This window comes from Halalkalibacterium ligniniphilum (assembly GCF_000334155.1).
In the GTDB taxonomy this organism is placed as follows: Bacteria; Bacillota; Bacilli; order Bacillales; family Bacillaceae_D; genus Halalkalibacterium; species Halalkalibacterium ligniniphilum.
In genome coordinates, this window is the sequence record NZ_ANNK01000032.1 from 1 (window position 1) to 12397 (window position 12397).

General features: G+C 44.6%; 13 protein-coding genes. 12 read left to right on the plus strand and 1 reads right to left on the minus strand.

Annotated elements, in window-relative coordinates:
* The coding region (locus tag BLT_RS0102440; RefSeq protein ID WP_017726229.1) for a YigZ family protein at positions 1–540 on the minus strand (540 nt) is incomplete at its 3' end.
* Positions 541–1029: 489 nt separating this feature from the next.
* Here BLT_RS0102440 and BLT_RS0102445 point away from each other — a divergent pair.
* The 12 genes from BLT_RS0102445 to fliW all read left to right on the plus strand — a co-directional run.
* Positions 1030–2157: a sensor histidine kinase gene (locus BLT_RS0102445; protein ID WP_017726230.1), complete on the plus strand. Its 1128-nt coding sequence runs from the start codon at positions 1030–1032 to the stop codon at positions 2155–2157.
* Positions 2158–2209: 52 nt separating this feature from the next.
* On the plus strand, positions 2210–2917 hold the full coding sequence (locus tag BLT_RS0102450; RefSeq protein WP_017726231.1) for a response regulator: 708 nt from the start codon (positions 2210–2212) through the stop codon (positions 2915–2917).
* 338 nt (positions 2918–3255) lie between these two features.
* Positions 3256–4110: a DegV family protein gene (locus BLT_RS0102455; RefSeq protein ID WP_017726232.1), complete on the plus strand. Its 855-nt coding sequence runs from the start codon at positions 3256–3258 to the stop codon at positions 4108–4110.
* Between the two features lie 362 nt (positions 4111–4472).
* Complete coding sequence (locus BLT_RS0102460) at positions 4473–5969, plus strand: DEAD/DEAH box helicase (protein ID WP_017726233.1); 1497 nt, start codon at positions 4473–4475, stop codon at positions 5967–5969.
* Positions 5947–6657, plus strand: coding sequence for a ComF family protein (locus tag BLT_RS0102465; RefSeq protein ID WP_017726234.1), 711 nt, complete (start codon positions 5947–5949; stop codon positions 6655–6657). The genes BLT_RS0102460 and BLT_RS0102465 overlap by 23 nt, the downstream gene beginning before the upstream one ends.
* Before the next feature lie 76 nt (positions 6658–6733).
* Entirely contained in the window at positions 6734–7150 is a 417-nt protein-coding gene (locus BLT_RS0102470; protein ID WP_026104949.1) for a TIGR03826 family flagellar region protein, read from the plus strand.
* Between the two features lie 233 nt (positions 7151–7383).
* The gene (flgM, locus tag BLT_RS0102475) at positions 7384–7644 is read left to right on the plus strand and encodes a flagellar biosynthesis anti-sigma factor FlgM (protein WP_017726236.1); all 261 of its coding nucleotides are present in this window, start codon (positions 7384–7386) and stop codon (positions 7642–7644) included.
* A gap of 24 nt (positions 7645–7668) precedes the next feature.
* The gene (locus tag BLT_RS0102480) at positions 7669–8166 is read left to right on the plus strand and encodes a flagellar protein FlgN (RefSeq protein WP_017726237.1); all 498 of its coding nucleotides are present in this window, start codon (positions 7669–7671) and stop codon (positions 8164–8166) included.
* Positions 8167–8189: 23 nt separating this feature from the next.
* Positions 8190–9935, plus strand: coding sequence for a flagellar hook-associated protein FlgK (gene flgK, locus BLT_RS0102485; RefSeq protein WP_017726238.1), 1746 nt, complete (start codon positions 8190–8192; stop codon positions 9933–9935).
* Between the two features lie 20 nt (positions 9936–9955).
* On the plus strand, positions 9956–11170 hold the full coding sequence (gene flgL, locus BLT_RS0102490; protein WP_017726239.1) for a flagellar hook-associated protein FlgL: 1215 nt from the start codon (positions 9956–9958) through the stop codon (positions 11168–11170).
* A 21-nt stretch (positions 11171–11191) separates the two neighbouring features.
* Positions 11192–11773, plus strand: coding sequence for a DUF6470 family protein (locus BLT_RS0102495; RefSeq protein WP_017726240.1), 582 nt, complete (start codon positions 11192–11194; stop codon positions 11771–11773).
* A gap of 346 nt (positions 11774–12119) precedes the next feature.
* On the plus strand, positions 12120–12397 hold a 278-nt coding region (gene fliW, locus BLT_RS0102500; RefSeq protein ID WP_017726241.1), incomplete at its 3' end, for a flagellar assembly protein FliW.

The window sequence follows — 12397 nt, forward strand, 5'->3', positions numbered from 1 at the left end:
TTGGTCTTCAACGACATAGGTTTGCACTTCCACTTGGTCAAGATATGAAATTTCCTTAATTAAATAAGGAGATTGGCGTAGCTCATTTTCCACCTTTCCAAGCCAGTGATAATCAATTTGTGTGTGCACAACCTGCATTAAGGTCCGTTTCACGACACCAATCGCATTCAGCCCTTCGCTTGTCGCCCCCCCGTATGCGCGAATTAATCCACCTGCACCTAGCTTGATCCCACCAAAATAACGGGTGACCACGACAACCGTATCCTTCAAATTACGCTTTTTTAATACTTCCAAAATCGGAATGCCCGCCGTACCACTTGGCTCCCCGTCATCATTCGCCTTTTGAATCTCATCCTTTTCCCCAATCAAATACGCAGAGCAATTATGTGTAGCATTCCAATGCTTTTTTTTGATCGCTTCAATAAAAGCCTGAGCTTCCGCTTCTGTGGTAGCACGGGCAATTTGGGCAATGAAGCGTGATTTTTGAATCACGATTTCATGCTCTCCTGATTCTTTCACAGTATAATAGGTTGCTAGCATGAAAAGTCCCCCTTCGAATTTCATAGTTTTACAAAACACAGAAATATACGTGTAATATTGTCATGATAAGCTATGCATATTGATTATTTGCTTAATGCTAATAAATAAGATAAACCTAGACGATAAAGTAAATGTAGGCCTTTTATTGGTTCAATTGCACCATCAATCTTGGAGGTGGCCACCAATCGAAGGTGTGCCAAACAGCAATATGGTTCTGTCTGCACCCGTTTAAATGCCTAATTGTATGTAATTACCAATGAGTTGAGACGCCGTTTCATGTAAGCTAATGATAGCGAAATCCTATTCCTGACGCAAATAATCAACTTCTTCCAAGAATAAATAAAAAATTTGCATGGAAACACCGAAAGAAGGGTTTTTCACGCTTTTAACGAAGGTATATAGGTATAAAAAAGAATGGGACAAACGTCAATACAACCATATAAATTTTAAGCCGGGCCTACTTTTTCAATTAGAAAGTTGGTGATATTCTTGGCTGACACGCATATGTTGGACAAGATCATTAATCAAACCTTGGAAACGGTAGGGAAAAGCCGTGAACAGATTTTTGAAATCAGTGAGCAGTCACGACAAGAGTACAAAATGCTAGAGCAAGAATTACGTGACGTGCGGATTAAAGTTGCCACAGTCATAGAAAAGGCAGATCGAATGCAAAATCATGCTCGCTTTGCGAGGAACCGTTTGGCGGAAGTGAGTACACAATTCCAAAAATATACAAACGATGAAATTCAACGAGTGTACGAGCAAGCAAATGAATACCAAGTAGAGCTTGCCCTATTGCAGCAAGAAGAAAAACAGCTTCGGGAACGGCGGGACAATATTGAACGCCGGCTCATGAGTTTAAAAGGTACGATCGAACGAGCAGAGCAACTGGTAGGTCAAATGAGCGTTGTCTTCAATTTTTTGTCGAGCGACCTGCAGCAAGTTAGTGAAATCATTGAAGATGCACGGGAAAAACAAGCGTTTGGCTTGAAAATCATTGAAGCGCAGGAAGAAGAACGAAAAAAACTTTCCCGGGAAATTCATGACGGACCGGCTCAAATGATGGCGAATGTTCTGTTACGGTCGGAGCTTGTCGAATGCATTTATCAGGACAAGGGAATGGAAGAGGCATTAAAAGAAATTCGCGAATTGCGAAATTTGGTAAAAATGTCACTTGCAGATGTGCGACGGATTATCTATGATTTACGTCCGATGGCCCTTGATGATCTGGGTCTTGTGCCTGCTTTGATCAAGTACTTAAAAACCTTTGAAGAGCATACAAAAATGCCGATCCACTTCCAGCATTTTGGGAGGGAGCAACGCTTACCTCAACAGCTTGAAGTGGCGCTCTTCCGTCTTGTTCAAGAAGCAGTTCAAAATGCCTATAAGCATGCTGAACCTAGTGAAGTGAAGGTGAAAATTGAAATCAAAGCTTCAAAGGTTATCATTCTTATAAAAGATGATGGCAAAGGCTTTGAACAATCAGAGAAAAAAGAAGGGTCTTTTGGCTTAATGGGAATGAAGGAACGTGTCAATATGCTGAAAGGTGATTTAAAAATACATTCGCGAAAAAAAGAAGGAACCGCAATTTTTATCGAAGTGCCCATTACAGAATAAAAAACAGTAGAGAAGTAGTAAAGATGACCGGAAAAATCGGAGGGTGATGTAAATGAGTGAACAATTTACTAAAAACATACGAATCGTAATTATTGATGACCATCAACTATTTCGTGAAGGTGTTAAACAAATTTTGGCAATGGAAGATCAATTTGAAGTTGTTGCAGACGGAGAAGATGGTGAAGAAGCTGTAGCCCTTGTGGAAAAACATAATCCTGATGTCATTCTCATGGATATTAACATGCCAAAAATGAATGGAATTGAAGCTACACGTGATTTGATTAAAAAGTACCCTGATGTAAAAGTGTTAATTCTCTCGATTCATGATGATGAAACCTATGTGACTCATGTGTTAAAAACAGGTTCAGCTGGATATTTATTGAAGGAAATGGATGCAAAAGCCTTAATTGAAGCGGTAAAGGTTGTTGCTTCTGGTGGAGCCTACATCCATCCGAAAGTCACTCACAACCTGATTAAGGACTACCGTCGTCTTGCCAGTGAGGATGAGCGAGAAGAATCGGAAATTGGCTACAAGGAAGTGGAATACCGCAAGCCGCTTCATATTTTAACTCGTCGTGAGTGTGAAGTTCTTCAATTAATGACAGATGGTTACAGCAACCGCATGATTGGAGAAGCTTTATATATTAGTGAAAAAACCGTTAAAAATCATGTAAGTAATATTCTGCAAAAGATGAATGTAAATGACCGTACACAAGCGGTGGTTGAATCGATTAAAAATGGCTGGGTGAAAGTTAGATAGTTGTTTTCCGGTGGGGAAAAGGGGGCGGAGCTTCAGTTCAAAGTAGGAAAACAAAGAAGTCCTTCCGCTCACCGCTTAGGTGGACCCTACGAACTGCTTTTCCTCCATGTGGGAGGAGCTGTCTGTTCAGGATTGTTTCTTGAAAGGTCTTGGGTTTTTAAGGTACATTAATAGGAGAGCGCTTCTTCCATTATAGACAGAGGCGGATTTTGAACGAGTACCTTAAACGATAGGAATGATGTCGAGCATCAGCTATCACCTTAAATGGAAGTCGCCGAGCCTCCTTTAAAGGAGCTTACGTTTTTCCTAAAGACTGAGTAAAGTGAGGATTTTTGCACATGAAAAACGTGGCAATCGTAACGGACAGCACAGCTTACCTCGATCCTGAGGTGCGAAAAGAACTAGGCATTCACATGGTACCATTAAGCGTTGTGTTTGGAGAAGAAGCGTTTCAAGAGGAAATCGATCTTACAACAGAAGCATTCTATGAAAAAATGAAACAGACGGACAAGCTACCAACAACGTCACAACCGGCAATTGGACATTTTGTCGAGATGTTTGAGTCATTGGCAAAGGAAGGCTTTCAAGCCGTCATTTCCATCCATCTTTCGAGTAAAATCAGTGGTACCTACCAATCAGCGATTAGTGCGGCTGATATGGTTGAAGGGATCGAGGTTTTCGGCTTTGATTCAGAAATCAGCTGTGCGCCGCAAGGGTATTTTGTCATTGAAGCCGCGCGTATGGCTCAAAAGGGTGCGGAGGCACAAGAAATTCTTGATCAGCTTGTCGCTATGAAGGACAGACTTCGTGCGTACTTCATGGTTGATGACTTGAACCATCTTCATCGTGGCGGCCGATTAAATGCTGCTCAGCTTGTTGTTGGAAGCATACTTAAGATTAAGCCTGTCCTTCATTTTGAAGAAGGATCGATTGTTCCCTTTGAAAAAGTACGAACAGAGAAAAAAGCATTAGCACGAATCAAAGGGCTCTTTGCTGAAGATGCCTCTTCAGGTGAAGCGATTCAGGCTACGGTCATTCATGCGAATCGACTCGATGCGGCCGAAGAGCTAGCCGAAGAATTACGGACCCAATACCCTAATGCGAGCGTTGGCATCAGCCACTTCGGTCCGGTAATTGGCACCCATCTTGGCGCAGGAAGCCTTGGCCTGTCGTGGATGAAGACAAAAAACTAAAGAAAACACCGTAAGAGCATTTTCAGCATTGTTGGAAATGCTTTTATTTTTGTAGAAAAGGGGACGAAGCTTCAGATCAAGCTGATAAAACAACGAAGCCCTTCCGCTCACAGCTCTTCATTGAAAGGATGCTCAGTGTTACTTGACGAACTCGTTTTCATCCAAGTGGGAAGAGCAAGCCTTTTGGGAGAAGGGCGGCGCCTGTGACAGGTTTACCTTCCGAGCTCGTTTCCAGTCTGTGTGGAAAAAGCGAATCCTCTTATCATGATCTTAGCTGAAAGAGAACAGAGCTAGAGTGCTGCCAACTCCAGCTATTTATGTATGCTTCACCCCAAAAAAATCCCGCCTCAAGGAGTGATTCTATGGAATTTGTGATTCTCTCAAGGAAAATCATTCCCGCCTCCCTTGAAAGCTTCTCACTCTCCACCCCTCGTTATCGCATCGATGAACTCCCATCTTTGTATCCACAGCCCTTTCAGAAATCATTTCCTTTTTCACTAGAGCTTCATGCCTTCCTTACAGGGCGACTTTTAAAGCGTAGAGAGCTTCCTTTTCCACTCCCCCTCATCCAACAGCATTACGAGCATGGCTTTCTGCAATATGAACCGGCCATTGCTATAAAAAACGACGGTCGCCCTGTTTGCAAGCGTTGTGGAAATGAGAAGGCTCATCTTTTTGCCACGATTGAGTGCTTTCATTGCAAACGAGACTGCACGTATTGTCGGAGCTGCATCAAGCTTGGGCGGATCACTGCTTGTGAGCCCCTTGTGCGCTGGACAGGCCCCGAGTGGCAGTACCCGTTGTACGACGATCCCCTTTCCTGGACCGGCACCCTATCTCCGGGGCAAAAGCATGCCTCTGATCTTGCCGTTGAAGCAGTCCGACAACAAACGAAGCTGCTCATTTGGGCTGTATGCGGATCTGGCAAAACTGAGGTGGTCTTTGCCCCGATTGCTGAAGCTTTAAAAAAGGGAGGGCGTGTCTTGCTAGCCACACCGAGAACCGATGTTGTTAAAGAGCTGTTTCCGCGACTAAAGAAGGCCTTTCCAGTGGCGAAAATCACCGCTCTTTATGGCGGAAGTGAAGAGGTTTTTCATCCAGCGCAGCTCGTCCTTGCAACAACCCATCAAGTGCTTCGCTTCAAGCAAGCCTTTGACCTTGTCATTATTGATGAAGTGGATGCGTTTCCGTACACGATGGACAAACGCTTGCAATTTGCGGTGGAGGAAGCGCGCCGAGCAGAGAGCCCGCTCCTATCTTTAACCGCGACTCCCTCAAAGCAACTCCTCTCCACCTCCCCCTCCCTTGTAAAAATTCCCCTCCGTTATCACGGCTTTCCGCTCCCGGTTCCCACATTTTCTTGGTGCGGCAATTGGAGAAAACGGCTTCGCAAAAACAAGCTCCCGCCAAAGCTCATCCAATGGCTCACAGAACGACAGCCCCTAAAAACACCTGTATTCGTGTTTGTCCCGTCCATTAAAATTTTAAACGAGGTGGGGCGGCTCTTGCTTAAAGAAAATATACCTTGTGAAACCGTACATGGGGAGGATGCCACACGTCATGAAAAAATTGAACGCTTTCGGAAGGGGGAGAACTCCTTGCTTGTGACCACAACGATCCTAGAACGTGGAGTAACGATTCCGAATGTAGAGGTTGCTGTGTTAGGAGCAGAAGACACGGTATTTAGCGAATCGGCCCTTGTGCAAATCGCAGGGCGTGTCGGTCGAAGTGCCTCGTCCCCATCAGGAGAAGTGGTCTTTTTTCATTACGGGAAATCAGATCAGATGGTCAAGGCGAGACGGCATATACAGAAAATGAATGAGGAGGGGAAGCGTTTTGGGCTATTGTCTATTATGTGATGAGCGGATCATGGAAACCGTACGTTGGTCAACGCTTTGGCTAAAGGAAGAGGAGACGAAGCTTTGCGTACGCTGTCTAGAAAAATTTGAACCGATCAAAGGAGAGGTATGCCAGCTTTGTCATCGACCACTTCATGAGTTAAAGGCTAGCTTTTACAAAAATGGGGTGTGTCTTGACTGTCAGCGGTGGGAAAACGACAAAAAGACTGCTCAATTGCTAACGAAAAACATTTCGTGCTATCGGTACAATGATTTTTTAAAGGAGGTAATGAAGCGGTTTAAATTTGAAGGGGATGCAGTCCTTGGAACGATTTTTGCAAAAGCCCTTCGAGAAGCCTATCACACACATTTCCGAGATGCTGTCCTCATTCCCATCCCGTTAAGTGAGGAGCGACTACAGGAACGGGGCTTTAATCAAGTAGAAATGCTGTTAGCCGGCTGGGCGTCTCCGATCGATGCATTAGGGCGTCGTTCGGGAGAAAAGCAAAGCAAGAAAAAGCGTCAAGAACGTATGAGAGAAAGTGAAACTGCTTTTTTTCTAAAAGAAAATCATCTATCAATCGTAAAAAATAAAAGCATTGTCCTCGTTGATGACATTTATACGACAGGGGTAACTGTACGACAAGCGGCAAAGGTTTTGAAATTGGCAGGAATTAAAACTGTAGCATCACTCACAGTATGCCGATAAAAAGACTAACAAGAGAATCCATTATCATATTTGTTATAATGGTAGCAGGAGAAATATTTTTGAAAGGATGGAAAGAATGAAAAATTTAGTCAATTGCCCAAATTGCGGGACCCTCTTTGTGAAGGCATTACGACCTTTATGTAATAACTGTCATAAGGAGAGAGAAGAGAGCTACAATCAAGTGTACCAATACATGCGTAAAAAGGAAAACCGGATGGCAGGCTTGCAGGAGGTTCACGAATTTACGGGTGTACCGATTAAGCTCATTCAAGAATTTATCCGTGAAGGACGTTTGCATACTAGCAGCTTTCCTAACCTAGGATACCCATGCCAATCCTGTGGTGCATTAATTCAACAAGGGAAAATTTGTCAGTCGTGTAAGGATAATATCGAAACGGGCTTGAAGCAAGAAGTGCGAGAAAAGCAATTCGACGAAAGAAAGAGTGGACAAGCGAAGCTTTCCCGCGAGTCGCTTCGTGACCGACTCAATTAGATAACGAACGGAGGGGTTAACAATTCAGCTCCTTGTACCGATATAATCTATAGAGAAACAATTTTGGTGCTGTTATCAATAGGGTGTTGCCCGCTTGTCGCTTTAGATCCTCCAAGAGTCAGCGTTTCCAGCGCTTCCAGCGCTTATCAGGAAAAGGGCAGAGTTATCGTTCAAATAAATGGTTCACTAAAAGACAAAGGGGAAAAATTGATTGAACAAGAGAGGTGAACAGCATGAAAATTAATCCATTCCAATCCGTGCAAAGCAACCCATACCGGAAGCAGGTCGAAAAGCAAGAACAGGTAGGGAAAACAAGCCAAAAGCGAGATCGATTGGAGATTTCCGAAGAGGCAAAGATCATGCAGCAAGGGAATCACCTTGAATTGGAACGGGCAGAAAAAGTCGAGGCAATCAAAAGACAGGTTGAAGCAGGTGAGTATAAGGTAAATCCGAAGGCGGTTGCCAACAAGCTATATGATTTTTGGAATAGCTAATCAACTAAGAAAGGAGGGGGCGGCATGTCAGCGAAGAGTGTCATTGAGACCCTTGCAGCATTTGTGAAGCTGCACCGAGAGTTAAACGAAATCGCGAATCAGAAAGTAGCCGCAATCAAATCAAATGACATGTCTGCTCTCGAAGAGCTTGTTCGTCTAGAGACAGCAAAGCTTCACCAGCTTCAGCTAAAAGAAAAACAGCGAGGCATGGAGGTCGCTGCTTTTTTCGACAAAATCGGAGCAAAGGACGCAGACTTAACAATCTCAGGCATGCTTCCATATCTTGAGGAGAAGGAACGGGAGCTGTTAGAGAAATTACAAAGAACCCTTGTACAAGAAGTGGATGCACTCAAAAAACAAAATGAAACAAACCAACAGTTAATTGAGGAATCACTACGCTTCGTGAACATGTCCCTCGATTTACTGTTGCCAGACCCAGAGGATGTGTACTATCAACGCCCCCAACAGAAGGAGCGACATGCGTACGAAGAAGGGTATTCAATTTTTGATTCAAAAGCGTAAAGGGAGAAACGGAGGAAAACCAAATGACTTCAACGTTCCACGGACTAGAAACCGCCCGTCGCGGCATGATGACCCAGCAATATGCCTTACATACGGTCGGCCATAACATTGCAAATGCGAATACGGAAGGCTATACACGCCAGCGCGTGAACTTTGCGCAAACAGAGCCATATCCTGCAGTTGGAATGAACGCACCGAGATTACCTGGACAGCTTGGGACAGGGGTGAAGGCAGGCTCTGTCCAGCGAGTGAGAGAACATTTCCTTGATGTTCAATACCGAAATGAAAACAATAAATACGGCTATTGGAGCGCTCGATCCGACGCTTATTTAAAAATGGAAGACATCATGAATGAGCCATCGACAAACGGTCTTGCCTCTCAAATTGATCGTTTTTGGGCCGCGCTTCAAGAGCTCAGCGTTGAGCCAGAGGATGCCGGTGCCCGGGCTGTTGTGAAAGAGCGGGGTATTTTTGTGGCGGAAACGTTCAACTATTTAAGCAGCTCATTACATGCGATCCGGAATGACTATGGAAATGAAATTGACGTGACGGTTACAGGGTTAAACACGTTGTTAACGCAATTGAATGACGTCAACCAGGAAATTCGCAAGGCAGAGCCCCACGGCTATGTGACAAACGATTTGTATGACGAACAGGATCGACTTTTAAACGAAATTTCAAAGTTTATTAAGATTGATACAAAGCGCGTGGATAGTCCGGGACAGCCGAATCCTGCTGCAGAGGGTGCAGTGACAGTAACGATCTCGGGGTTGGTGGATTCGTCTGGAAACCCGATCACACTCGTGGATGCGACCAACAAGGACGCAGTGAAGCAGTTTTCGGTAAAATATGATGATAATGCGAATCCAAACCATGTGCAGTATATGGAAATTAAGGATAGCACGGGAGCCTCTGTCTCATATACACAGGGTGGAACAACGATGGAAGGATTACCTATGTCGGTTTTTCCTTCCGGTGAGTTAAAGGCACTTGTGGAAGCTTACGGACACTCCGTCTATGATGGGACGTTAACGGAGACAGGTATTTCAGGGCTCTACCCGGATATGCTAAATACATTAGATGATATGGCACGACAGTTTGCGACAGAAGTGAACAACATTCATAAAATCGGCTTTGGTCTTGCAAGTCCTACAGACCCGAATAATATTCCGTCAGGGAACGTATTTTTTGATGATACAGCTCCGATTACAGCAGGCAATCTTAAAATCTCAGCTGCGATTAATGCAAGCTTAAACAATATCGCGGCGGCAAGTGTGAATGTGGATGCCTTCAATGACCCAGCGGTAAAAGATCGCTATCTTGAACTGATCGCTAAAAGCCCGAAAAGTCAGGCTGAGTATGATGAGATTTATACTATTTTATCAAATGACAGTCATTTTAACGGCCCTAAAGCCTTCGCCGGTGATGGTAGTGGGGCGCTACGCCTCTCCTATGCCAAGGAAACACGTCTTACATTCACTTCCCCTTTAGGCGGAACGAGTACAGGGACGATAAGCAGCTATTACCAAAGCGTCATTGGTCAAATGGCTGTTGCAACAAATGAAGCGTCTCGAAACAAAGGAAATGCAGAGATTTTGCGTGACAGTGTGGAGTTTAATCGAAATTCAGTGAGCAACGTCTCGCTTGATGAAGAAATGACCTTAATGATTCAGTTCCAGCATGCCTATAACGCTGCGGCTCGAAACATTACGATGGTAGACGAGATGCTTGACCGAATTATTAATGGGATGGGCGTTGTCGGACGCTAGAAGCTAGGAGGTAAGGGGACATGCGCGTTACACAAACAATGCTTGCGCTTAACACATTACGTCATATTGGACAAGGCTATGAGCGGCTGGGAACGCTTCAGGATCAGTTAGCGACAGGAAAGAGGATTACGCGAGCGTCTCAGGATCCGATGGTGGCCATGAAAGGGATTCGCTACCGGACACAGGTGGCTGAGGTTGAACAGTTCAAGCGGAATCTTCGCGAAGTGTACAATTGGATGGACACAGCCGATTCCACCTTGAATGAAGCGACACAGTCTCTGCAACGGATTCGTGAATTAGCAACGCAGGCGTCCAATGATACATATGAAAAAACGCAGCGTGCCAATATTGCGAAAGAGATTAAGCAGCTTCGCGAGCATCTCCAGTCGATGGCCAATACGAAAAACAGTACAAAATATATCTTTAATGGTACAGATACGACCAATGCGCCGATTACCGATGCCTCACGGATGGATAAAGGAATCGAAGAAATTACAACAAATACAGGGGATATTCCGAAGTTGGAATCGTTGGATGTTGTCTATGACGGGAAAATTTTCCGTTATGTAGGTGAAGATGCAGCAGGAACGCTTATCTTTCAAGACATTCGTCAAAACGGAACGCCAGCTTTCCCGGCTGATCCAACAGTAGCGGCGGATATGGATGCTTATAATGCTGCCGCGATTCAACTAAAGGTCGATAGTAGCGGAGCAGTCGAATTTTCTGAACCAAATCGAGAGGGGGATACGCCGCCGTTTTTAACGAAGAATGTACGAACTGGAGATGCGGTTGTCTCAGACCGTAATGCGGTCTCGGTGAATACACAGAGCGTTGAAATTGAGCTTTTGAAGGGAGTTACATTACCTGTCAATGTGAACCCGAGCAAGGTATTCAACAACGCCCTTTTCGGTGATATCATCCGTCTTGAAAAAGCTTTGGAAGATCCGTCGGTTACAGGGGTGGAATTAACAAGCTACATTGATAATATTTTTGCACATATCGATAACTTTGTTGCGGAACGGGCCGAGCTTGGTTCGAGAGTCAACCGGGTGGAAATGATTGAAAGCCGAATCATGGAACAAGAGGTGATTGCCAATCGGATTATGTCTGAGAACGAAGACGCTGACTTGGAAAAGGTGATCATTGATTTGACGATTCAAGAGAGTGTCCACCGTGCGGCACTCGCGTCCGGTGCACGAATCGTACAGCCGACGTTAATGGATTTCTTACGTTAAAAAAATGAGCTGGTGATAGAAATGAGATTAGCCCATCTTGTAATAAAGACGACCGATGCAGCAATTGGTATGCGCTCTAAGCAGCTGCCGATGCAAATACGGCAGCGACCAGCTGATTTGCAAATCAATCAGCAGCATGCAGATTTGATTCAGATTAGCCGTCGTGCTTCCAAGCTCTATATTGACCAGACAGCCGCCTTTGCCGATGCGAACTTAAAAACACCGCTACGGATGGCCAATGATTTTTGGGCGAAGTCAGAGCAAGCAGTAAATGAGCATATTGCAAAAAAGCGACAGCAGGGCGATCAAATGATGAAGATTGAGAACGGCTTTGGTGCCTTTGCTCATATCGCAAAGACCGATAGTGAAAAGCCGATGCGCAAAGCGGTAATCGCCTATATGCCGTCATCTGCATTTCAGGTGAAATTCGACTATGATCCGGGCGAACTCTCATTTTCAGTACCCGATTATCACACAGATATCCGTGTCACAAGGAACGAGCCTGAGATCCAGATTCCGAAGTGGCAAATTGACACATACCTCCGTCAAAAAGAAAGCATTTCCTTTCAAGCAGTCGGGGCTTTAGTGAATCGTGGGTTGTAAAAAGCTTCAGTGCAATAAAGCTGAGGCTTTTTTCTGTGGAAAAGGGGACGAGCTTACAGGATGACTAAGCAAGAAGCGTGTCGCTCACACGCCTGCATTGAAAGATTGCTCAGCGTTACCTGACGCACTCGTTTTCATCCGTGTGGGGGAGAGGTGCGCTCATACTGGTGAAAGTGAAAAGGGGACGGAGCTTGTAATGCGAAGAAGAAATCCCCCGTTGAAAAAGTGTAGCATGACCAAAGCATCCATCTTCACCCCGTGAGAAGACAAACCACTCATGCAGGTGTCTTTGCGTACAATTTGTATGATACAATTCAAAAAAACGGAAAATGTGTGGTGACTTAACATGAAAATCGTAACGAAATACAGTGGCGAAATAGAAGTATCAGATGAGAGAATCATTGAATTTGAAGCTGGAATCCCCGCGTTTGAGGAAGAGAAGACCTTTGTCCTTCTTCCGTTTGATGAGGATACACCATTTTATGTTTTACAATCAGCAACAACAAAGGATATAGCGTTTATTGTTGTTAATCCTTTTGATTTTTTTCCTGACTATAAGGTGAAAATTCCTGATGCCACGGTGGAACAGCTTGAGATCGAAAGGGAGGAGGATGTCGCTCTCTT